This is a genomic window from Streptomyces sp. NPDC102441, from assembly GCF_044765585.1.
In the GTDB taxonomy this organism is placed as follows: domain Bacteria; phylum Actinomycetota; class Actinomycetes; order Streptomycetales; family Streptomycetaceae; genus Streptomyces.
In genome coordinates this window covers 22,109-47,279 of record NZ_JBIWKH010000005.1, presented here as the reverse complement: position 1 = coordinate 47,279, position 25,171 = coordinate 22,109, and the positions used below count along the sequence as shown (strand labels likewise).

Sequence of the window (25,171 nt, the reverse complement as noted above, 5' to 3'; positions counted from 1 at the left end):
GAACGTCAACGTCAACTGCTACCCCTGGGTCCGTGCCCGCGACCGCACCCCGGTGGTGCAGGTCCTCGTAGGCCTCACCTTCGTCACGTACGAGAACCCGCCTGGCATCCACACCGCCGTCGAGCGCGTCCGCGCGTTCAGGGCGGGCTCGCAGGCCGGGTGGTTCAACCACGTCAACGTCAGCGCCCACGGCCTCGGAGGCCACTTCATTCCCTGGGAGACCCCGGTGCCTGGGTGAGCGACCTGCGACGCGCCTTCCGCGGCCTTGGGTCCTGGAGCCTGCACTTGCCGTGAGAGGCAGGGGGCTTGCCGGACTGTGGTGGGGCGTGTTGTGGGCCGGGTGGTTCAGCGGTAGGCGGCGGTGTTGTCCGTGGCCCATTGTTGGAAGGTTCTGGCTGGGTTTCCGGTGATCTGGGTAACTGTGTCGCGAACGGTGAGCAGTTCGTCGTTGATGTCGCCGCCTGTCAGGTCCAGTACGGCGTCGGCGGCTTCCGTGCCCAGGAAGGGTGTCATCTGTTGGTGGGCTTGTGCTCGGCTGATCTCGGCGAACGGCAGTGTGCGTCGCAGTGCTGCTCCGATGGCTGTGACTTGCTGTCGGGCTGTGATTCTTTGCGGTCCGGTCAGCGCGTAGGTCTGTTCTTGGTGGCCGGGTTCGGTCAGTGCGACCCGGGCTGCCGATGCGATGTCGGCGGGGTGGATTGTGGGGAGGCCGATGTCTGCGTAGGGCACGCGGACCGTTTCATGTTTGCGGATTGTTTCTGTCCACCACAGGGCGTTGGAGGCGAACTGTGTCGGGCGCAGGACTGTCCAGGCCATGCCGCTGTTCTGCAGCAGTTGCTCGACGGCCAGGTTCTCGCCGGCGGGGCCCAGATGCGGGTGGGTCTGGACGGTGATGGAGGAGACCAGTACCACGTGTTCCACGCCTGCTCGCCGGGCCGCTTCGATGATCTCGGCGTCCGGGCCTATGCGTGAGACGAGGAACAGGGATCGGGCCTTCTCCAGTGCCCGCTTCAGTGAGGGTGGGTCGGTGAGGTCGCCCGCAACGGCTTCGACTCCTTCGGGGAACACGGCGCGTGCGGGGTCACGGGTGAGGCCTCTCAGCGGCCCGGCGTCGAGTGTCTGGAGCTCTTGGAGGAGGGTGCTTCCTATGTTTCCGGTGGCACCGGTCACGAGGATCATGAGGTCTTCTCCTGTCATCGGGTGAGGATCAACATGACGTGACGGTAGGACCTCGATCATGCTTGAGGTCAAGGCGGTATGGGCCGGTGTTGGGGGCGGGTGTGTTGAGGCGCTCGGGGTCGATCTCGGGCGCGCGTTGCGTGTTCTGTGCTTCCGGGCTGTCCTCTTTGGCCTGGCGTTCTCCGCGTCCGCGGTCGCCTCTTCCGGTAGGGCTTCGGAGGCGCCGGTGTCGCGCCGTTGCCGGAAGCGGTCGTGCACGGTGGGCCGGGCTCTGGACCCGGTCGGCATCTCCGCCGCTTGCTGCTGGTCCGAAACCGTCAGATCACGCCCTTTGAACTGCTGCCCAAGCGTGCGGGGTAGGGGCCGTACGAGCCGATTGGCATGTACGGCTCGGTGAATTCCCGCTCCTCTTCGCCCGGTTGTGCTCGTGTCACACGCGGGGGTCCACTGGCCGAGCCGTGTTGCGGAGGAAAATCGCACATGCTGATCACAACCCGATACGTAACCTAGGCGGGTTGTGGGGCAGGGGTTGCCGCAGTGGCCGCGATCCTGCGGGTTTCGCGCATGATCAGCAGGCCGTTGACCACCATCAGTGTCGCGGTCGGGGCGTGGACGCCGAGCGCGGTGGCCACGGAGCCGTGGTGGGCCAGCACGGTGGCTGTATCGCCGCAGGCGGCGAGGGCTTCCACGAGTATCACCCAGCCCAGCGCCCGGCGGTGGCCGGTCACCAGCAGGATGCCCAGGACCAGGGCCAGGACGACGTCGCGGATTCCCTTGATGATCAGGAAGCCGTCGGCGTCACCGGAGGGCCGGCTCGGCAGGCCGAAGGTGGGCGCCGTCGTCTCCGGGCTCAGAGGTGTCAGGTGAGGGCGGTGACGAGCAGGGTGAAGGCGGCGATGATGACGGCGACGCGGATGTAGTGGAAGCGGTCCCAGCGGTTCATCTGCTCCTTCCAGTCGGCGGGCCGGTTCTCGGGGGTCCAGGTCTTGCTCTGGTTGTTGATCGGGACGAGCAGCAGGATCGACATGATCACGCTGAGGAGCAGGAGTGCGCCTGCGGTGATGACGAGGCAGGTGCCGTGGTGGTGCCATCCGGTGACGGCCCAGATGGCGGCGAGGGTGAGCGAGCCGGTGTACCAGAGCGGCATGACGGCGCCGAGCATGCGGCCTCCGTGGGCGCGGGCGAGTTGGCCGCTGTCCTCGGGGAGTGCGTTGAAGATCGGGTTCATGACGAAGGCGACGGAGAACTCCACCCCCACCATCACGCCGACGATCACGGTGGTGATGACCTCAAGTGCGTTGAGCATGACGGCTCTCTCCGAATCTAGTATTGCTAGCTGGCAATGCAACGCTAGTACTGCTGCCGCTTGGTTGTCTAGCGGTGCTAGGATCGGGTTATGTCGGTACAGGAACGCAAACAGCGCGAACGGGCGGAACGTGAGGGCCTCATCGTGGCGACGGCCCGCGAACTCGCCGAGCAGCAGGGCTGGGACGCGGTCACCACGCGTCGGCTCGCCGAGCGCATCGAGTACAGCCAGCCCGTCCTCTACAGCCACTTCCGCGGCAAACGCGAGATCATCGGCGCCGTCGCCCTCGAGGGCGCCGCCGAGATGGCCGCAGTGGTGCGGGCCGCGACCGCCGCCGCGGACGGCCCTCGTATCCGGGTGGCCGCTCTCGCCCGCGCCTACCTCGACTTCGCGGTACGTAACCCGGCGGTCTACGACGCCATGTTCCAGCTCGACGGTGGTCTCGCCTACGCGCGGGAGGACACCCCGGAGCCGCTGAAGGACGCCTTCGCCGCGCTGCTGGAGACCCTTGGTGAGGTCGCTGGGGACGCTGTCCATCCGGAAGTGTTCACCGAGGTGTTCTGGGCGTCCCTGCACGGGCTGGCCACCCTGACCCGGGCGGGACGGCTGCTGCCGCAGGACGCCGGGCCGAGGGTGGAGCTGCTGGTGGACCGGCTCGCCGTGGTCTGACGCATCGCCCGGGTGGGCGCGCAGCCGGAGTCCTCGAACCCCGCCGCCTGCCTGCGGTACGGCTTCACGTCACCCGCGCCGGAACCTGTGATGCTCATTGATCACGACCCGATACGCGCCCTGGGCCGCGTGTCGAAAGTGCATCTTGGCTGTGAACGATCACGCTTCGTGGGGCGGGGAGGATCTCACCTCACCCCCAGCGACCATGACGCACGTCACAGGAACCCGCCAGACTGGTCGGACATTAATCTACGTGACTCACTCAACCCCCACCCGTCTGCGCGAAGGTGACCCGGCCGCGCTTGCCGAGGCGTTCCGGGAGCACGCGCACGCCGTGTACCGCCATGCCCTGTGGTCCACGGGCAACTGGGCCACGGCCGAGGACGTCGTCTCCCTCACCTATCTGGAGGCGTGGCGCTCGCGCGAGCGGCTGCGCCCGGAGGAGACCGGCAGTCTGCGCCCGTGGCTGCTGGGCATCGCCACCAACGTTCTGCGTAACACGGCCCGCTCGGCCCGGCGGCACCAGAGAGCCCTCGCCCGGATGCCACGGCCGGACACCGTCCCGGACTTCGCCGAAGAGGTGACCGGGCGGCTGGCGGACGCCGAACAGCTGGCGGCAGCCAAGGCGGCGCTGGAGGGGCTGCGGCGCACCGAGCGCGAGGTGTTCACCCTGTGCGTCTGGGGCGGGCTGGACTACGCGTCCGCTGCCGAGGCCCTGGGCATACCCGTCGGCACCGTGCGCTCCCGGCTGTCCCGCGCCCGCGCCAGGCTGCGCGACTCCGTAGGGCACCCGGCCGCCCGGCGCGACGGCACACCGGGCGCACCCGGTCGGGAACTGCCCGGAGGCGGCGGACAGATACAGCGTGTAGGCAGCATTCCGGCTCGAACCACCCAGGAGAATCTCGCATGAACGCCTTGTTCCGGAACCGTTCTGGTGCCGCCGTCCCGTCGTCCGGTCCGGCGGACCCGGCCCGCGAGGAGGGGGGCCGGGAGTGGCAGGAGGCCCGCGACCGCACCGAGCTCGCCGCACTGCGTGAGATGGTCCCGCGGCCTGCCGCCCCCGGGCTTTCGCCCACCCGTCACGCGGAGCTTGAAGCACACCTGATGAACGAGATCAACGACAGGGCCGCCACGTCCGACGCCGCGGACTCCTCCAAGTCCCGCTCCGCCGCAGGCCGTCCCTCGGCCTCCGGCTGGCTGACGCCCGGCCGGTCGATGTCCCTCGGGGTGGCTGCCGCCGTCGTCGCGGCGACCGTGGCGGGGTTCGCCGTCACGGGCAGCAGCGGTCAGACGGCCGTCGCCGCGCCCGCCCCGCTCAAGGTGGAGAGCTCCCGGGCCACCGTGCCGCTCGCCACCGTCGCGAAGCGGGCCGCCGCCCTCGCCGGCTCCCATGGCGCCGCGCACCGCGGGACCCACCGCCGGGAGTGGGCACTGGGAATGTGGGACGACGGCAAGCACAAGCCGGAGCAGATGCCGGTGACCGAGTCCCGCGCCCGCTACAACGCCGACGGCAGCGGTGAGGCGCAGGACATCAAGGACGGCAGGGTCATCCACCGTACGACCCTGCCGGCGGGCTCGTGGGAGAAGTTCGCCGACTACCCGGGCACGCCCCCGACCACTGTCGACGGCCTTGCCGGCTACCTGGCGAAGGAGAACCCCGACACCCGGGGCAGTGCGTACTGGACGATGGACTCCGTGGAGGCGCTGCTGCGTGAGTGGACGCCCGGCCCCGCCCAGACGGCCGCGATCGACGGCCTGCTCGCCGAGTCCGGCCTGCGTGCCATCGGTCCGGTCAAGGACCGTGCCGGGCGCCAAGGTCAGGCGTACGCCGCGGACTTCAAGGGGACGGTGCGGTGGACGATCATTCTCGACGGGCGCACCGGACGCATCCTGGGCACGGAGCTCTCCAGCATCAAGACCGACCCGGAGATGCAGCTCGAGCCCGGTGACGTCGAGCAGTACGACATCTACCTGGACTGAGGCCGCACGCCTGCTCACAGCCAGGGCCGTACCCCCGGGCCCCGCACGTCACGCCGCGGAGCCCGGGGTTTTCGCCGCCGGTTTCCCGACGGTCGGCGCATGCGATGCGCCAGTTTGCTGGTGTCGTGGCTGTCATGGGGTTGTTCATTCTTGCCTGTGTCGCCGTTGTGGGGATGGTGTTGGGACTGCTGCACGGATAGGTGACACCTTGACCTGGCTTGCTGAGAGGCGGCCTGGAAGGATGTTGCAGTGTCCAAGCCGTATCCCAAGGAGTTCCGCGATGACGTCGTGCGGGTCGCGCGTAATCGCGAGTCCGGCGTCACGCTGGAACAGATCGCCGCCGACTTCGGCGTCCACCCGATCACGCTGTCGAAGTGGCTGCGCTGCGGCGTATCGGCTGGAAGGGCGTGCCGGTCGGCCTGGCCGCGATCACGCCTCGTTCCTGCTGTCCACGCCGATCGCCGAGTTCACCCTCGGTCTGTGGGGTTGAGGATCCGCCGGAACCGGCTCGCCTCGTCCCAGGCCCGCAGTCCGGCCTGGTCCTCCCGCACCAACGCGAGATGACCAAGCCGCCGACCCGAGCTGCCGCCGTCCGCGAAATGTGGCTCCCGGTCACTATTGCGCGTCACCAAACGCCCGATGAGAGCGGCGTTGATGCCTTGCCCGGCGGCCGGCAGCCATCCGCGAAGCCCACGCCCGAGGCTCGTGGACCGGTGGGGAACAACTCCGGTGGACAGACGAACTTCTGGTTCACCGCGGCAGTGGGGAAGGCGAATGCGGCGAACGGTCCGAAGACGACGATGGCGCCCGCGCCGGAACTTTCCGCGGCCCCTCAGGATCTCGTCTTCGGCGTCTGTCTCTTCAACGCCTTGATCCGGACGGACACCTTCCGTCGTCGTCCCCGGCCGTGTCCCCGCGTCGGTCTCGTGCCGCTTCAGCCAGTTCCGCAATGTCTTTCGGGAGCCGACGCCGAGCTTGCCGGCTACCGCCAGCGCGGCGGCCTTCTCGTTCGGGCGGTCGTTGCGCGCCTTCGGTGACCACGCGCACCGCGCGGCGGCTTCATCGGTGAGCCGCCGGATACGAAGCCGCGTCCGGCAGGTCCCTGCCGGACGTCCCAAGGGGCGGCCCTCGTGCCGCTTCGGACCGATGTCGCCAAGGGTGATGGACCACACCGCCCAAGCCGTTCGCCATGCCCTGGATGGGCCGTCGCGCGTACACGGCCGGCCCAGAGGAGTCACGCGGGGGAGTTCGGTGTCGGCAGCATGACCCCGGGGTTGAGGATGCTGGCCGGGTCGAGTGCGTCTTTGATTCGCCTCGTCAGCTCCATGGCGTCCGAGCCGAGCTGATCCGGCAGCCACGCGGCTTTCAGGCGGCCGACTCCGTGCTCGCCGGTGATCGTGCCGCCGAGCCGCAACGCGAGGTCCATGACCTCACCGAATGCCTGACGGGCGCGCTGCTCGGCGGCGGTGCTGGTGGGGTCGTAGGCGATGACCGGGTGGGTGTTGCCGTCACCGGCGTGGGCGATGAGGAAGATCCGGGTGTCGCGGGCGGCGGCGATCTGCTCGATGCCCAGGACGAGCGCGGGCAACTTTGCCACGGGCACGCCGACGTCTTCGAGCAGCAGTGTGCCGAAGGCTTCCATGGCGGGGACGGCGGCGCGGCGGGCCTCGCAGAACGCCGCACCCTCGTCGGGGTCGTCGGTGGTGAAGATGTCGTGCGCGCCCTGCTCCTCGCATGCGGCGCGGAGCAGTTCCATCTCCGTCCCGGCCGCCCCGGCTGGCGCGTCCGAGCGTGCCAGCAGCAGCGCGCCGGCGTTTCGGTTCAGCCCCATGCGCAACTTGTCCTCGACGGCGTTGACGGAGCTTCGGTCCATCAGCTCGAGCATCGAGGGCCGCACCCGGGCGGTGATCGTCACGACGGCACGGGCCGCCGCGTCGATGGTGTCGAACATGGCGACCAGGGTGTGCTCGGGCGGCGGAGCGGGCAGCAGCCGCAGGGTGAGTTCGGTGATGATGCCCAGCGTGCCCTCGGAGCCGACGAACAGCTTGGTCAGCGACAGGCCCGCGGCGTTCTTCAGCCACTGTCCGCCCAGACGGACAGCCGTTCCGTCGGCCAGCACCACCTGCATGCCGAGCACGTAGTCGGCAGTGACGCCGTACTTGACGCAGCACAGTCCGCCGGCGTTGGTGGCCGCGTTGCCGCCGATGGAGGAGATCTCGGATGACGACGGGTCCGGCGGGTACCACAGGCCGTGCTCGGCCGCGGCCGCCTTGACCTCCGCGTTGAGTGCGCCGGGCTGTGCGATCGCCACCCGCGCCGCCGGGTCGATGGTGATCTCGCGCATCCGTTCGGTCGAGAGGGTGATGCCCCCGGCAAGGCCTGTGGATCCGCCGGACAGGCTCGATCCGGCCCCGCGCGGTACGACGGGGACGCGGTGCTCGCCGGCCCAGCGCAGTGTTGCCTGCACGTCGGCCGTCGACCGGGCGCGGACCACCGCGGTCGGCACGCTGCCGTCAGGGTCGCGGGCGCAGTCGTACCGGTACTTCTCCAGCAGGTCGACGTCGATCACGACCGACTTCGGCGGCAGCACCGCCACCAGCTCGTCCAGGCGCTGTGCCGCCGAATCGCTGCACGGTGCCGACCCGCTAGTCACTGAGCGCCTTCGGCCGTTCCGAAGCCCAGCGCAAACCCGCCAGGAGAAGCTCGTGTCCGCGATGCATATCGGCCTCGTCGGCGTTGCGCATGGCTAGCGCGACGGTCCCGTTACCCGCCTCGTCGTACACCGCGTGACACCCTCCCTCTACTGGTGTCAGCAGCCACTGGTGAAAGAAAGTGGGATCGGTCCCTGCGGCGTAGCCGTTCCAGCTGATGCGTCTCATCGGTTCGAACAGCACGACATCACCCTCGATGGTCAAGCCGAAGGTCGTCCATCGGAAGTGCGCTGTGGAGTGCAGGTACCGCGCACCTTCGTCGATCTCGAACGCATCACACAGGGGATACCACGTGGGCCAGTTGGGAGTGGCGGTCAGCTCGTCCCACACCCGGGAGACCGGAGCGTTGACGAAGGCCTCGTTGTGGGAGAACCAGTCGGCCTGCTCTGGCTCGAACTCGGGCGGCCAGTCCAGTTCGGCCGACCGATTGCGGAGATCACGGGTCATCGTCGGAAAGACATCCGGACGGTCCACGGCTCTGTACCCTTTCATGATCCGTTCACCGGTACATCAATGTACTTAAGTCTAATAGACTCCGTCCGTAGGGCAGCGATGTCGCCGCCCTGCGGACGGAGTCGCGCCGCGTGCGGGCGCGGACGGCGGAACGTCACCGGGTCCGCAGAACCCGCCCGGAGTCGATGGCGTACAGCTCGGCGATGGAGCGCTCGCTGATCAGCCACTCGCCGTCGACCCGGCGCAGTTTCAGGTCGTACCGGCCGCCGAGGCTCGAGGAGCGCCCCTCGGGATCGTTGCGTTCGGCCCAGACGCAGTACAGGTCGGCCAGGCAGGTCGCCTCGTCGCCGTCCACGTCGATGATGTGGTTCGTTACCAGGTGGTGGCCGAATGTGTACTTGCCGATCTGCTCGAAGTACAGGTCGGCGAGCTCGTCGACGGCCAACTCGCGCGGCTGCCAGTCCGGAATGACCACCGACCGGGTCAGCCGTACCTTGGAAGTGAAGCACGTCTTGTACGCCTGGCGGTCTTCATCATCCTGTGCCCGTGACAGCCGCGCGAGCGTCCTTCTGACAGCGAGCTCATCCGCCACCCGCTGCAACAGGGTGTCGGCGGCGGTGGTGTCTTCCATGGCTTGCTCCTTCGCGTAGATCCAGCGACGGGGAGATGGTACACAAAATTTCTGTACTGGAGTACAGTCAGTCGGGAACTGGTTGGGCAGGAACGTGTGAAGGGCACAGCGCATGGAGTACGACATCTCAGACAAAATCGTCGCGATTACCGGTGCCGGTCGCGGGCTCGGCAGGGCGCTCGCGCTCGGGCTGGCCCGGCACGGGGCCCGGGTGGCTGTACTGACCCTCGAGCAGGACCAGGCCGAGGAGACCGCGGCCGAACTCGCCGCCGTCACCGACGCCGATCATGTGCACACCGCGTGCGTGGATGTCGCCGACGAAGAGCAGGTGCGGGATGCCGTGGCCGCCCTGGACCAGAGGTGGGGCCGGGTCGACGCCCTCGTCAACAACGCGGCCTTCATGCCGGCGATGACACCGGTCGTGGACGTCGACATCGCACTGGTGCGGAAGGTCATCGACGTCAACCTGATCGGGTACTTCATCACCACGAAGTACTTCGCGCCGCTGATGGTCCGCGGCGGCGGAGGCCGGATCGTCAACATCAGCAGCATGATCGGAGTGCAGGCCAACCCCGGGCAGAGCGCCTACGCCGCCAGCAAGGCCGGCGTCAACATCCTCACCAACGTCGTACACCGCGAAATGGCCGACCAGGGGATCCGCACGGTCGCGCTGGCGCCGGGCCTGACCGACACCCCGGGGATGCGCGCGATCGCGAGTGACGAGTACATCGAGCGGGTCGCCTCGGCGTACCCCGGAGGGCGCATCGGACAGCCCGATGATGTGGTCGAGTTCGTCGCCTTCCTGTGCAGTGACGCCGCCCAGCACCTCTCCGGCACGCTGCTTCCGATTCGACCGGTCACCGGCTGAAAGGGACAACATGACGACGGGCACGTCCAGCAGGACACCGGGCGACACCGAGGTCCGCCCGTTCGAGATCCGCATACCTGGGTCTGATGTCGACGACCTCAAGGAGAGGCTCGCCAGAACTCGCTTCCCCGAGAAGGAGACGGTGGCGGACTGGTCGCAGGGAATACCGCTCGACTACACCCAAGAGCTCTGCCGCATCTGGCGCGATGAGTACGACTGGCGCACGGTCGAGGCCGAGATAAACCGCCGTGAGCAGTGGATCACCCGCATCGACGGCCTTGACATCCACTTCCTCCACGTCCGCTCGGCCCGCCCGGACGCGCGCCCTTTGCTGATCACCCATGGCTGGCCGGGATCGGTCGTCGAAGCACTCGACGTCATCGACCGCCTGGTCGACCCTCCCGCCGACCAGCCGGCCTTCCATCTGGTCATCCCTTCCCTGCCCGGCTACGGGTTCTCCGGCAAACCCAGTGGGCCCGGATGGAACCTCGATCGGATCGCGGACGCATGGGCGCAGCTCATGGGACGCCTCGGGTACGACCTCTTCCTCGCCCAGGGCGGCGACTGGGGCGCGATGATCACCACCACGCTCGCCCTGCGCCACCCGGACCGCGTCGCGATGATGCACACGACCGTGCCGTGGGTGCTGCGTCCCGCCTGGTTCGAGGACAAGGACCTCACGGACCTGGAGCGCCAGTGGCTGGCGGAGCGAGAGGAGTTCGCGGCCACGGGTACCGGGTACGCCGCTGAGCAGGCCACCAAGCCGCAGACGGTCGGCTACGGCCTCACGGACTCCCCGGCCGGCCAGCTGGCGTGGATAGTCGAGAAATTTTTCGAATTTACGGACAATGACGGTGGTCCCGAGAGTGCCGTTCCGATGCACCGGATTCTCGACAACGTCTCGGTCTACTGGTTCACCGCGACGGCCGCCTCGGCTGCCCGGCTGTACTGGGAGAGCCACCGCCGGATGGACATGACGGCGCCGGTGACGGTTCCCGCGGGGGTGTCGGTCTTCCCGCGCGACCTGATGAAGCTGCCGCGGGCCTGGACCGCCGAGAGGTTCAAGGACCTGCGCCATTGGCGTGCACTGGAGCGGGGCGGTCACTTCGCCATGCTGGAGGTGCCGGATGTCTTCGTATCGGAACTTCGGGAATGTTTCACCAAGGAGGCACAGTGATGAGCCGAACCGACACGGGGAAGCTGACGGACCTCGGCGACGGCTGCTACGCGTTCACCCAGGCGCCCGGGTGCTGGGGATTCGCCAACTCGGGAATTATCGTGGGGGATGGCGGCGGTGCACTGGTCGTCGACACTCAGAACGACATGCCCATGGCCCGGGCATTGCGGGACGCGATTGATGGTCTGCCCAGCAGCCCTTCGGTCGACAGTGTGGTCAACACGCACGGCGACGGCGACCACTGGAACGGCAATGTCCTCTTCCGTGACGCGGAGATCATCTCGTCCGAGGCCACGCTGAAGGACATCCGCGGACACTGGCTGGACCCGAGCAGGATCGACGCATACGCTGCCGGCGACACCGCGTTCGCCGAGTTCATGCGCTGGCGTCAGGGCATCTTCGACTACGACGGATGGACACCGGTCCACCCGACGCGCACCTACGAGGGCGAGCTACGACTCGATGTCGGGGCGACCGTCGAACTGCAGCAGCTCGGGCCCGCGCATACCTCCGGGGACACGGTCGCGTGGGTGCCTCACGCAGGGGTGCTGTACAGCGGCGATCTTTTGTTCACCGCATCCACGCCGATCATGTGGGCCGGCCCGCTCAGCAGGTGCATCGAGGCATGCGATCGGATCACGGCGCTGGAGCCACGCGTGGTCGTGCCCGGCCACGGACCGATCATCGACGCTTCAGGAATCCTCACGGTACGCCAGTACCTGGCCTTCGTGCTCGAATACGCCACCGAGTCCTACCACGCCGGCAAGAGTCCGCTGGAGGCGTACCAGCAGATCGATCTGAGCCGGTACGCGCACTGGCCGCACGCCTCGCGGACCTACCAGAACATCCGGTTGGTCTATCGCGAGCTGGATCCGCAGCGGCATGAGGCGGATGTCCGCACCACCCTCGACGTCGTGTACGGCGACGACCGGGGCGACTGGAGAGAGATCGCCCGTTAGTGACGGCGGGAGCTAGGCGTCTGGTTGCGTCGGGAGCGATCCCGGAGCGACCAGACGCGCGGCCTCCAGTGATCGGGCCAGGGTGACGGACTGCCTCAACCGGTGGCGGTCCGCATCAATGCACAGTCCGGTCAGCACCGGCTGGAGGTGGGACATCAGTGCCTCGAACAATCCGCCGCGAGGAATCTCGTTGTCCGGACTGGCCCAGCGCCACAGTACGTCGAAGTACACGGCACGGATGACCTCGCCGCTGATCTGGGCGTCGATGTCTTCGGCGAACTCGCCGTCGCGCTGCCCATCACGCACGACGGTGGCGAACAGACGCGCAGCGACCGGTGCTTCGAAGGGCCCGCCGGAATTCACCCACGCGATCATGAAAACGCGGCCCTCTTCGGGCCGGTCCTCGTACGCGTTGGCCATCACGCGCATGATGATCAGAAGGCGAGTGGCAGCATCGGTCCGCTGGGCAGACGCATCCGCGTCGTGTGCCCCCATCGCCGCCTGCAGCTCCTCCCGACGCTCCGAGACCCATGCCGCCACGAAGTCGTCTTTTCGCGGGAAGTGGTTGAACGCCGTCTGGCGGGACACACCAGCGGCCCGCGCGATGTCATCGAAGCTCGTCTCGTCGAAACCCTGACTGACGAACAGCTCCCGGGCCGCCGTCAGCAGGCGCTGCCGGGTCTGCTGCTTGCGCACCTCCCGCCGGGTCGGCGGCCGCCCGCCCGGCTGTGGGACAGCACCGGAGGAAGCCGGGCCACGCGCCTGGTTCGGGGACGGCTGACCGTCGCTGAGCGGCTGCTGCGTCATGGTGAGGGGTGCCTTTCTGCCTGACACGCGTGGGGGCCAAGCGGCGTTTGACCTGCCGGTCACAGTATCGCGGTGGAAACGGCTGACGAGGTGAGGGCCAGGGGACTCGGTGAGCTGAGCGCTGTCCGGGTCCCGGGCCCGGACACCGGCCGCCGGGCACTCAGCGGCTCTGCGGGGTCCGGCCGTAGAACAGGTCCCAGTAGGCGAGGTAGGTGCGCTCGGGAACGTCGTCCATGACGCACCCGTCCGCCCGCAGCATCATCACCGAGGGGGAGGCACACTCGAACTGGGGCCAGGCCGGCAGGCTCTCAGCAGCGGGGCGGCCGTGCTGGGCGAAGTGCACCCAGGCGGATCTGACCGTGGCTGCCAATCGAAGGTCTCGCGCGGTCCAGTTCCAGTGAGCTGGAGCGGATGCGCCGCCGAAGGTGGAGAACAGCGACGCACCGTGGAACGCCCCCAGGGGCCTGGGCAGCGTCTGTTCGTGGTAGCACCCGGGCGGGACGGGCGGGGGCTGGGCGAAACGGTAGTAGAAGACGGGGTGGCCGGCACCGCTGTGGAGGTTGGCCCATCGCCAGTTCTGCCAGGTGAACAGGCGGTGTCCGTTGGACCGTAGTCCCGCCGCGACCGCCTGATCGTCGCTTTGCGCAGGGTAGAGGTCGAGGAAGGCATCGCTGAGCGCACCGTGCTCGGCCTTGGCCTGGGCGCGGAAGGCGGCCCGGTCTCTTGGATAGTTGAACATCGAGAGGTCCTCGTCGGCGGCCGATCCGACGAGCAGGGGCACCGGGCTTTGCGCGCCGTCCGCGAACACCGTGTGCGCGGACGCGGTCAGGAGCCTCCCGTCGATGACGGGCCGGGCCGCGTCGAAGATGCCGGTGGTCGCCCCGCGGGGCGGTGCACTGGCCGCACGCAGGTCGTCCGCGCTCATGCGACGCAGCTCGTCCAGACGCGGTGCTCCGAGCGCCGACGACCACACACGGCCGCTTTCGGCCGCGGACGCCAGGTCCTGCCATGCGTCGCCGATACCCGTCGTACTCGCGACAGGGCCGAACGCCCCACCGCTTTCGGCGATCGCGCGGTGGAACAGACCGCGGGCGCCGGGAGCCGCCATCAGCAGCGCAACACTCGACGCCCCGGACGAGACGCCACAGACCGTGACACAGCCGGGGTCCCCGCCAAAGGCGGCGGCATTGTCGCGCACCCAGCGCAGAGCGGCGATCTGGTCGTGCAGCCCGTAGTTGCCTGCCGTACCCGCGCCCTCCTCGACCAGATCGGGATGCGCGAGGAAACCGGTCCTGGACAGCCGGTAGTTGACCGTGACCAGGACGACGCCCTCCCGCGCCCACCGCCAGCCGTCGAACAGCGGTGAGGAGCCGGATCCGAACTGGTAGGCACCGAGATGGAGCCACACCAGGACAGGCCGGGCGGAGGCGTCCGGCGGGGCCCACAGGTTGAGGTTCAGGCAGTCCTCGCTCTGGATCTGTCCCGCAGTCGCGAACAGTGAGGTGTCCGCCGGCGGGTTCTGCAGGGCGATCGGCCCGTACGCGGATGCGTCGCGCGTCTCACGCCACGGAGCGGGCGGCTCCGGCGGGCGCCAACGCAACGCTCCTGCCGGTGACGCGGCGTAGGGGATGCCTCGGAAGACACGCACACCGGTGTCGGAATCGATCTCACCGCGTACCGGGCCGTACGTGGTCTCGACTACCGCGGACACGTCGGCCTCCTGGGATGGTTGTGGGTCAGGCTGCTCGGGAGGGTGGTGAGACCGGGCTACTTGGCCAGGTAACAAGCGCGTGCCGTCCCGCCGAGTACGTCGTCGAGTTCGGTGGGGGAGAGGCCCGAGAGCGCTTCCAGGGTCGCGGCGAACGTGTCGCGGTAGTCGGCTGCGACCAGCGCGACGGGCCAGTTGCTCGCGTACATCGTCCTGGCCGGGCCGAAGGTCGCGAAGACATGCTCGGCGTACCGGGCGACATCCGCGGCCGTGGCACGCTGAACGACCGTGCCCCATCCGGAGAACTTGACGTACACATCCGCCAGGGCGGCCAGCCGCGTCATGGCGAGGCTCCACAGGCGCTGGGCCGTGGCGTCCTGACCGACCGGCGGGCGGCCCAGGTGATTGATGACGTAACGGCCATCCGGTACCGCCTCGATGATCGGCAGCAGGAGCGGCAGCTCGGTGTGGTCGTTCACGAACAGGTCGATCGTCAGACCCCGGTCGGTGAGTATGCGGCAGGAATCGACCACGCGCGGATCGGCCAGGATCTCGCCGTCCGGCTGCCACCGGTGCAGTGAGCGCACGCCCACCAGCTTGCCGCCGGCCTCGCTGATCGCGGCGAGGTCGTTCTCGGTCGTGCCCGGGGAGCTCATGCCGACCCACCCGACGACTCCGATGATCGACTGCTCGCGCTTGGCCAGCTCCAGGAGCAGGCGAGTCTCCTCCGTGGAGGTACCGGCCTGCACGAGCACGAGATCGGACACACCGGCGTCGTCCAGCTCGGTGCGAAGACGGGACCAGCTGAAATCATCCCGCACCGGGTCCCAGGACGCGGGTCGTTCGTCGAGCCAGGCCATCCAGGGACGGCGCTGTTCCCAGACATGCACATGGGTATCGACGATGCGCCGCCGCACGGCCGGATCGGGTGCAGGCCCCTTGAGGCCGCGGCGATCGCCGGCCGGCGACTCCTCCGCGTGGTTGTCCACCGTCACTTTTCGCACCTCCATGCAGGGCCACTACCCGGCGCCAGACCAGACGCCGCACAGCATGTAAATATACTCTAGTACATGCATGGTCTGGCTGCATCTCCGCCTGCCGTCCCGGCGCCGTGCCCGGTCTTCCCCGCTTGGGGCCGGACGGGAAGGTGCTGCGGCGATGCCACATCGCGCTGGTGGCCACCTAGGGCGCCGGGGATTTCGCAATGAGGGCGCGGGTGCCCGTACTCGTTGCGTTGCAGGTGTTGACAGCCCGGAAGCGCGGGCTACCATCTACCAGAAATGTACTCAAGTACATAATTTATTGGCTGCTGGCGCTGCGGATCCTATCCATCCGAACGGCAAAGAGGTCGAGATCTATGAGACCAGCCCCCGACTCCCAAGTTCCAACCAAAAGCGCAATGAGCGCAGACAGCAACGCGCAGTCCGGTCGTGAGGAGATGCGACTCCACTGGCCTTTGCTGCTGGCGGCAGTGCTCGGCATCTCCGTCGGTATCGCCGCGGTCCCGGGAAACGGCCTGGCCGTCTTCCTCCGGGCGATGCAGCAGGATCTGGGCTGGTCGCGCACCCAGATCTCCCTGGGAGGCACCATCGTCCTACTCGTTGTCGCGGGAGTCTCCCCGCTGCTGGGCTGGGTGGCCGACCGGGTCCCCACCATCTGGATCGTCGTGGTCGGTCTCCTGGGGCTATCCCTCTCGCTCCTGCTCTTCAGCCGGCTCAATACCAACGTCGGCATCTACTACGTCGGGTGCGTGCTGCTGGGCATCGCGGGAGCGGGATCGGCGACCGTCCCCTACGCGCGAGTGGTGAGTACCGCTTTTGTGCGCGTCCGGGGATTCGCCCTCGGACTCTCCACCATCGGAACAGGCATTGCCGCCCTCGCGATACCCCAGGTGCTAGCGCCCTACGCGGCACGAGTCGGCTGGCGAGCCGGCTTCGTGGCCCTGAGTATCGCCGTCGCGGCCGGGGCCGTGGTCGTCGCGGCACTGATGTCGCGGTCGTCCCTGGCGACTCGTCCACCGCGCGTCGCCCGGCTCGCCGAGGCTGCCGACCCCCAGGCCGGGGTCACTTTGCAAGAGGCGCTCAAGGGCCGCACCTTCTGGAAGCTGGCCGCGTGCTTCACCCTGGTGATGTTCGCCATGGCCGGCCTGCAACTGCACCTGCTGTCCTATCTCGAGGACTCCGGAGTCGACGTGGCGAGCGCGGCGCAGGTCGCGAGCCTGGCAGGTGCCGGAGTGATCATCTTCCGGCCGCTCAGCGGCTGGCTCTTCGACCGCTCCTACGCACCGCACACCGCTGCCGCGATCTTGGTGGTTGCCACCGGCTGTGTCCTCACGGTTGCTTGCCTCGGGCCGAGCGCCGCTCCGCTTGCCGCACTGGCGATCGGCTTGGCGACCGGAGCCGAGTTCGACCTCACCGGTTATCTCACCTCCCGGTATTTCGGCCAGCGTTCTTATGGTCGAATCTATGGTTCCTTCTACTTGGTGAGCACGATGGGAGCTGCCCTTTCCGGAGTGTTCTACGGAGCAGTCCAGGATGCGGCGGGATCCTATCAGCCTGCGTTGTACACCACGGCGACCCTCCTGATCGTCTCCGCCGCTCTGCTGCTCACCCTCCGCCGCTACCCGTCCATAAACGAACCCGTTCATGCGGAAAGTCCGGGATAGCAGAAGACTGCGGCCGCCATCGCGGTGAAGGCCAGAGAGCGTACGACCTCGCGTGCATACCGGTAGTGCGGCCGGCGGCAACCGACAAGCCGGGTGAGGGAGAACCCTACGACCCACTCGAAGCCGGCCAAACCGTCGGAAGCCCTCGACTCGGCAGCGAGCGATGCGAGGAGTGATATCTCGCATGCGTCACCATCACCGCAGGTGAGGAAATCCGCTATCCCGCAAGAACGAACACCAACCGAATAGAAATTTAAGCCGGACCTCGGCGTCGTCGCGATGAATGCACCCACACCAGACGCTACGTCCGGAAAGGAATAACTATTCAAAGCCTGACTGCACTTGGAGCTGATGGTGCGCCTTGTTACCTACACCCCCCGTTCGTCCGCGAGCTCTGCCGCCCGGCTGGGCGCGCTGACGGGTACGACGGTTGTCGACCCGATGCGTGTCCTGCGCGCCGAGCAGTACATGAGCTCCGGCGAAGCAGCGCTCGCCCGGGCGCCTGAAGTGCCGACCGAGATGGTGGCCTTCTTCGAAGGCGGGAAACCGGTACAGCGGCTGGCCGAACGGGCCTTGGAGGTGGTCGCGCGGGCCACAGAGCAGGGCGACCTGCTGACCGATACCGACGGGCGTCAGGCGACGTTCGACCTTGACGAGGTGAAACTGCTCGCGCCGGTGCCCCGGCCGCGTCGAATCCGCGACTACCTCACCTATTCCGACCACGCCACGGGGTCGGGACTGAACGTCTCCCCGGCGTTCGCCTCCATGCCCATCTGCTACAAGTGCAACGTCGAAAGCATCATCGGACCCGAGGAACCACTGCCGTGGCCCTCCTACACCGATCAACTCGACTTCGAGCTCGAACTCGGCTTCTTCACGTCAGTGGGAGGGCGCGACCTGACACCGGCGGAGGCCGCGAACCGAATCGCGGGTGTGACGATCTTCAACGACGTCAGTGCCCGCGACATCCAATTCTATGAGATGGAGATGGGCATTGGGCCTTCCAAGGGAAAGGATTTCTGCAACGTCATGGGCCCCTGCGTGCTGACCATGGACGAAGTAGACGAATGGTCCGTGGAAATGACGGCGAGTGTCAACGGAGCAGTCTGGGCCTCAGGCACGACCCATAACCGCCAGTTCTCCTTCGCCGAAGTGCTGGCCTGGGCGTCTCTTGACGAGACGGTCTACCCCGGTGAATTCTTCGCCGTCGGGACGGTGGGCGGCGGCTGCGGTCTGGAACTGGACCGATGGATACAACCCGGCGACGTCGTCTCGCTCGAGGCCAGCGGACTCGGAGTCCTGCGCAACCCGGTCGCTGCCCGCGCGACCCCCCCAACCGGCTCGGGCCTGTCCACCTATCGAGGAGCTCCGGAGGTTCACCGCCGCCATGACAGCTGAGACCACCGCAGCTCTCGTCGCAGCCGCCCCACCAGAGGCGATCTTCTCGGTCTTCGAGGACAACGGCCGAGTCGTCCGCATCACTTACGGCGAGCAACTCGCCCGGCTGCGCGCTACCAGCGCCGCACTGCAAGACCTGGGGGTTCACCAAGGCGACCGGGTGCACGTCAGCCTCCCCAACGGCCAGGACTTCCTGACCATCTGGTTCGCCACTGCCCACTTGGGGGCCATCCTGGTGCCCACCAACCCACGCTCGTCCGTGGAGGAATTCCGCCACGTACTGGCTGACGCGACCCCAGCGATCACCATCGCCAGCGCGGACAACGCCGACGCCGTGCGGGCAGCCGGCGCCAGTGACCCGGTCATCATCGGCCCGGAGCATCACGGCCTGAATCTCACAGCAGGCGCCTCCGTGCCCGAAGCCCCGGTCACCCCCGGCGACCCGGCCGCCATCCTCTACACCTCCGGAACCACGAGCCGGCCCAAAGGCGTCATCGTCACACACGCCAACTATCTCGCCGTCGGCCACGCGGTCGCCGAGCACCTGTCCGTCACGGCGGACGACCGCTGGTTCATCTCGCTGCCGATGTTCCATGCCAACGCGCAGTACTACTGCACCATGTCAGCGCTGACCCGAGGCGCTTCACTAGCGGTGACCGAACGCTTCTCCGCCTCACGGTGGGGAACCCAGGCAGCACACCTGGGCGCAACCCTGGGCAGCCTCTTCGCGGCACCGATCCGGATGATCCTGGCCCGACCGGCAACCGGGGACGAGGCCAGCCTGCGCGCAGTGCTCTTCGCCCAGAACGTCTCCGCCCCCGCAGCCGCCGAATTCGAGGCGCGCTTCAATACAAGGCTCCTGCAGCTGTACGGCATGACCGAGACCGTCCTGCCACCGACCATGAACCCCGACTCACCCGAGCGGAAGTGGGACAGCATCGGCCCCGCGCTCGACAGCGTCGACCTCATCCTCGCGGACCCCGACGGAAACCCGGTACCGGACGGTCAGACCGGCGAGATCATAGTCTGCGGCACACTCGGCCAGACCATCGCAGCCGGATACTGGCACCACCCGCAGGCAACGGCCGAGACGTTCGACAACGGCCTGCTGCGCACCGGCGACCTAGCGCGGCGAGACGCCAACGGCTTCCTCTACTTCGCCGACCGCGCCAAGGACATGATCAAACGATCCGGCGAGAACATCTCGGCAAGCGAAGTGGAAGGCGTCGCGGCCACACACCCGGCGGTCGCGGAATGCGCCGTAGTCGGAATCTCGGATCCCGTCTACGACGAGGCCGTCATGCTCATCGCGGTGCTCCGGGCGGGATACGCCGCGGACATCGAAGAAGACCTTCGCACGTGGTGCCGCGAACGGCTGGCCACCTACAAGGTCCCCACGGTGGTCAAGTTCATCGACAGCCTCCCACGAACGAGCGTCGGCAAGATCCGTAAGACCGAGCTGCGCACCCTGCACGAATCCGTTCAGTAGGTGTTTGCCCCCGCTTCCTTGCCGCCTCCGGCAGTCCGGCCTGCGGATGTTCTCAGCTCCGGAACAGGGCGCCTCCCGCCGTGGCGATGGCGGGGACCGGCGCAGGCACCGATCCGCAGCCCCTCAGCGGTGTGATGGCCGCCACGAGGGACCCGGCCGCCAGGAAGGACCCCGTGGCGTGCGCCCCGCGACCGTCTGCTGAGCGAGCACCCCTTACCGCCCAGCGACCAGCTCCATCCCGTACCGCGAGCCCGGCCCCCCGCGCGATCCGCTGGGCGCACCGGCGCGCAGAACCCCTCCGGCACCCCTCGACGAAAGGCAGGACGACGATGGCAGGACCTCTGGACGGCCTGCGGGTGGTCGAACTCGCCGGCATCGGCCCCGCGCCCCACGCGTGCATGATCCTGGCCGACCTCGGTGCGGACGTGATCCGCGTCGAACGCCGGAACGCGCCGCGCGGCCTGACCACCTTCGACGACGGTGCGATGCTGCGCAACCGGCGCATCGTGCACGCGGATCTGAAGAACCGTGAGGATTTCGCCGCGGTCGCCGACCTGGTGGATGCCGCGGATGTGCTGGCCGAGGGATTCCGGCCAGGTGTTGCCGAGCGGTTGGGCTTCGGGCCGGACATGTGCCTGGCACGCAACCCCCGCCTCGTCTACGCCCGGATCACCGGCTGGGGCCAGACCGGGCCCTTCGCCCACATGGCCGGGCACGACATCAACTACATCTCGGTGACCGGTGTCCTCGACAACATGGGCCGCGCGGGGCAACGGCCTGTGCCGCCGCTCAATCTGGTGGGCGACGGTGGCGGCGCCATGTTCCTGATCGTCGGCGTCCTCGCCGCGCTGGTGGAACGAGAGCACTCCGGCCACGGCCAAGTCGTCGACGCCGCCATGTGCGACGGCACGAGCGTGCTGGCTCAACTGATGTGGTCGATGCGCGGGGCCGGTCAATGGTTCAGCGGCCGGGGACACAACCTGCTCGACGGCAGCGCCCCGTTCTACGACACCTATGTGTGCGCCGACGGCCGGCACGTCGCGGTCGGGGCGATCGAGCCCCAGTTCTACGCGCGCATGCTCGACATACTTGACCTCGATCCCGCGACACTGCCGGGCCAGCTCGACACCGACCGCTGGGACGAACTGCGCGAGGCGCTGACAGCCGCGTTCGCCACCCGGACACGGGACGAATGGACTGAGCTGTTCGACGGTCAGGACGCGTGCGTCACCCCCGTCTTGACGTATGACGAAGCGCTCGACCACCCGCACATGCGCGCCCGCGGCACCTACGTCGAACTCGACGGGGTCGCCCAGCCCGCGCCCGCGCCGCACTTCTCGCGCACACCAGCCGAACCACCGACAAGCCCGCAGCCGAGCGGGGTGCGGGCCGAGCTGAGCCGGTGGCGCGCCGGCAGGGACTGCTGAGCTGCCCGTTGAGCCGGCAGGGGAGTGACATCAGCTGATCCTTTGGCACTTCGTAACCACCGGGGTATGCGCCAGGCGGCCGCCTCGCTGCGCAGGGCCCATCGCGCGGGAGCAGGCGCGTCGGCGGACGCCTCGGACAGAGGCGGCCTCCCGCGGGACCCGGCAACGCGGCGGAAGGGGCGTTTGACCAGGGCCTCGGCTTCGGCTCGGACATGCCGTGCCAGCGCCGCCTTGCGCGACCGGAACGAGGCCGATCCGGTACCGGGCCGCCGATATTCGCCGCTGGCTGCCCGCCATCGGCGCCTGTCCCGCCTCGCGCCCGGTAGTGGGCCGGGACGGCCTCACCGCCATCGGCGCTTCAATGGGGCGCGACCGAGATTTCGAACCAGATGGTTTTGCCGCGGCCGGTAGGGCTGGTACCCCAGGCGGATGACATGACGTCGACGATGAGGAGTCCCCGTCCGGATTCGGCTTGATCATCGGGGGTGATCCGGGCGTCGAGGTGTACGGCGGGGCGGGGTGGTCTTGGATCGTTGTCGTGTACTTCGACGCGGATGCGGTTGGGGTTGGCGTGGAGTTGGAGGTCGACGTCCGTGCGGGCGTGGATCAGTGCGTTGGTGACTACCTCGGTGACCAGGAGTTCGGTGATGTCGATGAGTGGGGCGAGGCGCCAAGCGGGGAGAAGACGGCGGATGCAGTCGCGGACGTGTGCTACTTGGCGAAGGTCGTTGCTGCCGAGGGTGAGGTGGGCGGTCCGGTCGTGCGGACCGATTTTGCCGCGAGCACGCAGGAGGACCAGGGCGAGGTCGTCGGGATGGCCGGCCGAGCGTGCCGTCGCGGTGAGGTCGTCGGCGAGGGCGTCGAGGTGCTCGGTGACGTGGGTGCTCAGATAGTGGCGAATGCGCTGGAGGGCCGTATGGGCGTCTGTGGTGCGAAGGGGGAGGAGTCCGTTGGTGAACAGGGCGAGGAGGGTGCCAGGGGGAACGGAACGGACGTTGTCGTGGTACGTGATGTCGGGGTGGATGCCCAAAGGGGGGTCCGGAGGCATGGTGGATGTGGCCGGATGATGGCCGGGGGTGATCAGGACGGGTGGCAGGTGGCCGGCGTTGGCGAGGACGGCGGTGTCACGGTTGGGGTCGAGCCAGAGGCAGCAACAGGTGGCGTACAGGTCGGTGTGCAGCTCGGCCAGCAGGTGATTGGTACGGGTGAGCACCCCCGCCGGGGTGTGGCCTTCAGCGGCGTAGGCGCGCATGGCGGTCACGATGTGGGCCATGGTCGCGACGGCGTGGGGGGTATGGCCTTCGACGTCGCCGATGACGATGCCCAGGCGGGCGTCGGGGAGTTCGACGATGTCGTACCAGTCGCCGCCGAGTTGGGAGGTGCCGTCGGCGGGCAGGTAGCGGGCCGTGAACTCCATGCCGGGGAGAGTGTGGAAGGCGGAGGGCAGAAGACTGCGCTGTATCTCCTCGACCAGAGCGTGTTCGGCTTCGTGGGACCGGACGCGGTCAAGGCATTGGGCTACCTGGCCGGCCAGGATGGTCATGTAGGCGAGTTCGTGAGGGTGGAGGGGGGCGAGCCGATTGGTCAGGATGACGCAGCAGCCTATCGGGCGGTCGTTGGCGATGAGGGGGAGGAAGACGCTCTGGTGGGCCGTGGCGTAGCGGTCGATGCCGGGAAACGCGGCCTGGAGGGCATCCGGGGTGGGGTAGTGCTGGGGGAGCACGCGCTGGATGGCGAGGGTTTCCGGGCTGTGCGCGGTCAGAGGTGTGCCGTCGATCTGACGGCTGTCGTCGCGGTGGAATTCGGCGGATCCCAACACGCGCAGCCGGCCCGTCTCGGGGGCACACAGCAGGACCGCGGTGCCACCGACGGGCTGGGCGATGGTGCGGCGGGTGATGCGTACGATGTCGGCTATGAATCCGGCGGCGACGAGACTGCTGCCGAGCCAGTGCATCTGGTGCAGGAAGGCGTGGTCCGTATGGGTGGGCAGCTGCCTGACGGCGGGGGTCTGGTCAGGGGTGAACACGGGCTGGGCGCCGACGTCGGCGGGTCGGTCGATGCCGGGGATGTCCGCGAGTTCGGCAGCGGCGTGCCGGGCGGTGCGGGCCATGGTGTCCAGGTAGCTGGGTGACCAGGCGGCGGCAGGGATCCAACGGCAGGCCAGCACGCCGAAGATGCGCTGGTCGGCGGCGAGCAGGGGGACGGCGGCGACGGTGACATCGTTGGAGACCTGGTGGATCAGGGACGGGTGTGCGCGCAGCAGCTCGGCCAGTTCCTGCTTCTCGACCGCTACCGGCAGCCCTGTCTGGTAAGCGCGGGACGAGGCGTAGAAGACTGGGTCGTCGATGGGGATGTCGGCCAGCGAGGTGAAACTCAGGGGAGTGTCCGCGATCACGGCGGGAGTGAGCACCCTGGCAGCGGTGGGAAGGTAGGCCGTGGCCACACTGGGGTTGACGAGACGCTGCAACTGCTGCAGTGCATCAGTCAGAGCCTGGTTCCGGCGGTCTACGGTGTTCATGGACAGCCTACCGTGTGAGGTTACAACCTAATTGTCTATTTTAGCCTATTTTTTCGCATCGTCAAGGAAGCTTTGCCGGCCCCGCCGATCCCGCGCGCTGCGACAGGGCGGCCGAGTGCGCACGACCGGCAGGTCACCAACGCAGATGATCCACAAGACCCAAAGTGGTATGTCGTGGCGGGACCGCCGGACGGTACGGGCGGAGGACGGTGCACACCCGCTTTCGCCGCCTGGCCCCGGACGCCGTGTGTCGCCGTTCGTGCGGCACCATGTCAACATGCTGGGCCGGTACTCCTTCCAGCTGCCGGAGCTGCCCGGGGGGCTGCGGCAGCTGCGGGATCCGGACACCGACGACGACCGGTAAGTCGATCCGGCTCCGGGCGCGTTGGTGGTGAGGCTCAAGAACTCTCACGGGTTTCGGTGTTCATCTGTTGGTGCATGTACCCGCCCTCTTCCGCGGACCACACCGTGACGGAATCGAGGTACTCCTGCTCCTCGGGGGTGACACCGGCTGCGTCATAAGAGACTGGGCTGGCTATCGCCATCAGATGGATGCCCACCACGGCCTCGGGGTGGGCCTCGCCGAGCCGGGAGGTGATGCCGGCACCCAGGTCGCCCCCGTGCGCGGCGTAGCGCTCAACACCGAGTTCGTCGTGCATGAGCCGGTGCCGGATCTCATGTGTCTGCGGCGGCTGAGTGAGCGAGGGCCGCTGAGGAGAGAAGGCGAATCCGGGCAGCGAGGGGACGATAACGGTGAACGCGTCGGCGGCGTCACCGCTGTACCCCGACGGCGTGGCCAGCCGGCGGGCGAGGGTGGTCAGTTCGGAGGAAATGGGCCACCCGTTGGTCAGGACGATCGGGAGGGTGCCGGGGTGTTCGCCGTCGAAGCGGAAGTAGTGGACGGGGTTCCGCCGATATCTGCGAGATGGGACGGCAGGGCGTTGATGGTGGCTTCGTGGGCACGCCAGTCATATGCGGAGGCCCAGTAGGTGACGAGGCTTCGCAGTTCGCCGGGGTCGGTGCCGGCCTCCCGGCCGGTGGTGGGCCAGGGGGTCGGCCAGCGTGTATTGAGCAGTCGTGAGCGCAGCTCGTTCAGTTCGGCGTCGGGGACGGCGATCGCGGGCGCGCGGTGGGTCATGGAGGTCTCCAAGGTGTCGTTCTCACATGACGGCGGTGCGTGCCTGGGTGTCGGAGCCGCTCTGTGTGCGGTTGTCGGGGGAGCGGCG

The 25,171-nt window shown here is 68.1% G+C and carries 23 protein-coding genes and 1 pseudogene; 12 read left to right on the top strand and 12 right to left on the bottom strand.

Annotated features, from left to right (window positions below; translation table 11 throughout):
* Positions 1–294, top strand: a pseudogene (locus ACIREO_RS11650) (hypothetical protein); the annotation flags it as partial.
* Positions 295–345: 51 nt separating this feature from the next.
* Here ACIREO_RS11650 and ACIREO_RS11645 read toward each other — a convergent pair.
* From ACIREO_RS11645 to ACIREO_RS11635, 3 genes are all read right to left on the bottom strand, one after another.
* Positions 346–1,179, bottom strand: a complete 834-nt coding sequence (locus ACIREO_RS11645; RefSeq protein ID WP_404108715.1) for an SDR family oxidoreductase — start codon at positions 1,177–1,179, stop codon at positions 346–348.
* Positions 1,180–1,685: 506 nt separating this feature from the next.
* On the bottom strand, positions 1,686–2,033 hold the full coding sequence (locus ACIREO_RS11640) for a DUF4267 domain-containing protein (protein ID WP_404108713.1): 348 nt from the start codon (positions 2,031–2,033) through the stop codon (positions 1,686–1,688).
* Positions 2,034–2,038: 5 nt separating this feature from the next.
* Positions 2,039–2,485, bottom strand: a complete 447-nt coding sequence (locus ACIREO_RS11635) for an anthrone oxygenase family protein (RefSeq protein ID WP_404107608.1) — start codon at positions 2,483–2,485, stop codon at positions 2,039–2,041.
* Between the two features lie 90 nt (positions 2,486–2,575).
* On the opposite strand from ACIREO_RS11635, the gene ACIREO_RS11630 reads away from it, so the two are divergent.
* From ACIREO_RS11630 to ACIREO_RS11615, 4 genes are all read left to right on the top strand, one after another.
* Positions 2,576–3,154: a TetR/AcrR family transcriptional regulator gene (locus ACIREO_RS11630; protein ID WP_404107607.1), complete on the top strand. Its 579-nt coding sequence runs from the start codon at positions 2,576–2,578 to the stop codon at positions 3,152–3,154.
* Positions 3,155–3,407: 253 nt separating this feature from the next.
* Positions 3,408–4,064 (top strand): RNA polymerase sigma factor, encoded by a 657-nt coding sequence (locus ACIREO_RS11625; protein WP_404107605.1) that lies wholly within the window; start codon positions 3,408–3,410, stop codon positions 4,062–4,064.
* Positions 4,061–5,134 carry a hypothetical protein gene (locus tag ACIREO_RS11620; protein ID WP_404107604.1) on the top strand — a complete coding sequence of 358 codons (1,074 nt, stop codon included), beginning with the start codon at positions 4,061–4,063 and terminating at the stop codon, positions 5,132–5,134. The genes ACIREO_RS11625 and ACIREO_RS11620 overlap by 4 nt, the downstream gene beginning before the upstream one ends.
* Positions 5,135–5,694: 560 nt before the next feature.
* A complete protein-coding gene (locus ACIREO_RS11615) occupies positions 5,695–6,171 on the top strand; it encodes a hypothetical protein (RefSeq protein ID WP_404107603.1) in 477 nt (158 codons plus the stop codon).
* A gap of 197 nt (positions 6,172–6,368) precedes the next feature.
* Here ACIREO_RS11615 and ACIREO_RS11610 read toward each other — a convergent pair whose 3' ends face one another.
* The 3 genes from ACIREO_RS11610 to ACIREO_RS11600 all read right to left on the bottom strand — a co-directional run bounded on the left by ACIREO_RS11610 (position 6,369) and on the right by ACIREO_RS11600 (position 8,929).
* Complete coding sequence (locus tag ACIREO_RS11610; protein ID WP_404107601.1) at positions 6,369–7,787, bottom strand: FAD-binding oxidoreductase; 1,419 nt, start codon at positions 7,785–7,787, stop codon at positions 6,369–6,371.
* On the bottom strand, positions 7,780–8,319 hold the full coding sequence (locus ACIREO_RS11605) for an SRPBCC family protein (protein WP_404107600.1): 540 nt from the start codon (positions 8,317–8,319) through the stop codon (positions 7,780–7,782). Before ACIREO_RS11605 ends, ACIREO_RS11610 begins: the two co-directional genes overlap by 8 nt.
* Positions 8,320–8,452: 133 nt before the next feature.
* Positions 8,453–8,929 (bottom strand): nuclear transport factor 2 family protein, encoded by a 477-nt coding sequence (locus tag ACIREO_RS11600; RefSeq protein ID WP_404107598.1) that lies wholly within the window; start codon positions 8,927–8,929, stop codon positions 8,453–8,455.
* Positions 8,930–9,041: 112 nt separating this feature from the next.
* Here ACIREO_RS11600 and ACIREO_RS11595 point away from each other — a divergent pair, with 112 nt between their 5' ends.
* The 3 genes from ACIREO_RS11595 to ACIREO_RS11585 are packed head-to-tail and all read left to right on the top strand — an operon-like array spanning position 9,042 to position 11,933.
* On the top strand, positions 9,042–9,797 hold the full coding sequence (locus ACIREO_RS11595; protein WP_404107596.1) for an SDR family NAD(P)-dependent oxidoreductase: 756 nt from the start codon (positions 9,042–9,044) through the stop codon (positions 9,795–9,797).
* A gap of 10 nt (positions 9,798–9,807) precedes the next feature.
* The gene (locus tag ACIREO_RS11590; RefSeq protein WP_404107594.1) at positions 9,808–10,974 is read left to right on the top strand and encodes an epoxide hydrolase family protein; all 1,167 of its coding nucleotides are present in this window, start codon (positions 9,808–9,810) and stop codon (positions 10,972–10,974) included.
* On the top strand, positions 10,974–11,933 hold the full coding sequence (locus tag ACIREO_RS11585; RefSeq protein WP_404107592.1) for an MBL fold metallo-hydrolase: 960 nt from the start codon (positions 10,974–10,976) through the stop codon (positions 11,931–11,933). Before ACIREO_RS11590 ends, ACIREO_RS11585 begins: the two co-directional genes overlap by 1 nt.
* Positions 11,934–11,945: 12 nt before the next feature.
* On the opposite strand, the gene ACIREO_RS11580 is transcribed toward ACIREO_RS11585, so the two are convergent.
* The 3 genes from ACIREO_RS11580 to ACIREO_RS11570 form a co-directional block, all read right to left on the bottom strand.
* On the bottom strand, positions 11,946–12,740 hold the full coding sequence (locus ACIREO_RS11580; protein WP_404107590.1) for a TetR/AcrR family transcriptional regulator: 795 nt from the start codon (positions 12,738–12,740) through the stop codon (positions 11,946–11,948).
* Between the two features lie 160 nt (positions 12,741–12,900).
* Positions 12,901–14,451 (bottom strand): carboxylesterase/lipase family protein, encoded by a 1,551-nt coding sequence (locus tag ACIREO_RS11575; RefSeq protein WP_404107588.1) that lies wholly within the window; start codon positions 14,449–14,451, stop codon positions 12,901–12,903.
* A 56-nt stretch (positions 14,452–14,507) separates the two neighbouring features.
* Positions 14,508–15,443 (bottom strand): amidohydrolase family protein, encoded by a 936-nt coding sequence (locus tag ACIREO_RS11570; RefSeq protein WP_404107587.1) that lies wholly within the window; start codon positions 15,441–15,443, stop codon positions 14,508–14,510.
* A gap of 404 nt (positions 15,444–15,847) precedes the next feature.
* On the opposite strand from ACIREO_RS11570, the gene ACIREO_RS11565 reads away from it, so the two are divergent.
* The 4 genes from ACIREO_RS11565 to ACIREO_RS11550 all read left to right on the top strand — a co-directional run bounded on the left by ACIREO_RS11565 (position 15,848) and on the right by ACIREO_RS11550 (position 21,427).
* A complete protein-coding gene (locus ACIREO_RS11565) occupies positions 15,848–17,113 on the top strand; it encodes an MFS transporter (protein WP_404107585.1) in 1,266 nt (421 codons plus the stop codon).
* A 351-nt stretch (positions 17,114–17,464) separates the two neighbouring features.
* Positions 17,465–18,511: a fumarylacetoacetate hydrolase family protein gene (locus ACIREO_RS11560; protein WP_404108710.1), complete on the top strand. Its 1,047-nt coding sequence runs from the start codon at positions 17,465–17,467 to the stop codon at positions 18,509–18,511.
* Positions 18,501–20,000 (top strand): AMP-binding protein, encoded by a 1,500-nt coding sequence (locus tag ACIREO_RS11555; RefSeq protein WP_404107583.1) that lies wholly within the window; start codon positions 18,501–18,503, stop codon positions 19,998–20,000. Before ACIREO_RS11560 ends, ACIREO_RS11555 begins: the two co-directional genes overlap by 11 nt.
* Before the next feature lie 329 nt (positions 20,001–20,329).
* Positions 20,330–21,427 carry a CaiB/BaiF CoA transferase family protein gene (locus ACIREO_RS11550; RefSeq protein WP_404107582.1) on the top strand — a complete coding sequence of 366 codons (1,098 nt, stop codon included), beginning with the start codon at positions 20,330–20,332 and terminating at the stop codon, positions 21,425–21,427.
* 358 nt (positions 21,428–21,785) lie between these two features.
* On the opposite strand, the gene ACIREO_RS11545 is transcribed toward ACIREO_RS11550, so the two are convergent.
* From ACIREO_RS11545 to ACIREO_RS11535, 3 genes are all read right to left on the bottom strand, one after another.
* Complete coding sequence (locus tag ACIREO_RS11545) at positions 21,786–23,945, bottom strand: SpoIIE family protein phosphatase (RefSeq protein WP_404107581.1); 2,160 nt, start codon at positions 23,943–23,945, stop codon at positions 21,786–21,788.
* Between the two features lie 398 nt (positions 23,946–24,343).
* A complete protein-coding gene (locus ACIREO_RS11540; RefSeq protein WP_404108707.1) occupies positions 24,344–24,745 on the bottom strand; it encodes an alpha/beta fold hydrolase in 402 nt (133 codons plus the stop codon).
* 47 nt (positions 24,746–24,792) lie between these two features.
* Positions 24,793–25,083: an epoxide hydrolase N-terminal domain-containing protein gene (locus ACIREO_RS11535; RefSeq protein WP_404107579.1), complete on the bottom strand. Its 291-nt coding sequence runs from the start codon at positions 25,081–25,083 to the stop codon at positions 24,793–24,795.
* Positions 25,084–25,171: the final 88 nt, after the last annotated feature.

What these genes read in the sequence shown, in the direction of transcription:
- ACIREO_RS11645 (WP_404108715.1), bottom strand. Translation starts at nt 1,179, where the DNA reads ATGATCCTCGTGACCGGTGCCACCGGAAACATAGGAAGCACCCTCCTC.
- ACIREO_RS11635 (WP_404107608.1), bottom strand. Translation starts at nt 2,485, where the DNA reads ATGCTCAACGCACTTGAGGTCATCACCACCGTGATCGTCGGCGTGATG.
- ACIREO_RS11630 (WP_404107607.1), top strand. Translation starts at nt 2,576, where the DNA reads ATGTCGGTACAGGAACGCAAACAGCGCGAACGGGCGGAACGTGAGGGC.
- ACIREO_RS11620 (WP_404107604.1), top strand. Translation starts at nt 4,061, where the DNA reads ATGAACGCCTTGTTCCGGAACCGTTCTGGTGCCGCCGTCCCGTCGTCC.
- ACIREO_RS11615 (WP_404107603.1), top strand. Translation starts at nt 5,695, where the DNA reads ATGACCAAGCCGCCGACCCGAGCTGCCGCCGTCCGCGAAATGTGGCTC.
- ACIREO_RS11600 (WP_404107598.1), bottom strand. Translation starts at nt 8,929, where the DNA reads ATGGAAGACACCACCGCCGCCGACACCCTGTTGCAGCGGGTGGCGGAT.
- ACIREO_RS11595 (WP_404107596.1), top strand. Translation starts at nt 9,042, where the DNA reads ATGGAGTACGACATCTCAGACAAAATCGTCGCGATTACCGGTGCCGGT.
- ACIREO_RS11590 (WP_404107594.1), top strand. Translation starts at nt 9,808, where the DNA reads ATGACGACGGGCACGTCCAGCAGGACACCGGGCGACACCGAGGTCCGC.
- ACIREO_RS11585 (WP_404107592.1), top strand. Translation starts at nt 10,974, where the DNA reads ATGAGCCGAACCGACACGGGGAAGCTGACGGACCTCGGCGACGGCTGC.
- ACIREO_RS11580 (WP_404107590.1), bottom strand. Translation starts at nt 12,740, where the DNA reads ATGACGCAGCAGCCGCTCAGCGACGGTCAGCCGTCCCCGAACCAGGCG.
- ACIREO_RS11565 (WP_404107585.1), top strand. Translation starts at nt 15,848, where the DNA reads ATGAGCGCAGACAGCAACGCGCAGTCCGGTCGTGAGGAGATGCGACTC.
- ACIREO_RS11560 (WP_404108710.1), top strand. Translation starts at nt 17,465, where the DNA reads ATGGTGCGCCTTGTTACCTACACCCCCCGTTCGTCCGCGAGCTCTGCC.
- ACIREO_RS11555 (WP_404107583.1), top strand. Translation starts at nt 18,501, where the DNA reads ATGACAGCTGAGACCACCGCAGCTCTCGTCGCAGCCGCCCCACCAGAG.
- ACIREO_RS11550 (WP_404107582.1), top strand. Translation starts at nt 20,330, where the DNA reads ATGGCAGGACCTCTGGACGGCCTGCGGGTGGTCGAACTCGCCGGCATC.
- ACIREO_RS11545 (WP_404107581.1), bottom strand. Translation starts at nt 23,945, where the DNA reads ATGAACACCGTAGACCGCCGGAACCAGGCTCTGACTGATGCACTGCAG.
- ACIREO_RS11535 (WP_404107579.1), bottom strand. Translation starts at nt 25,083, where the DNA reads ATGACCCACCGCGCGCCCGCGATCGCCGTCCCCGACGCCGAACTGAAC.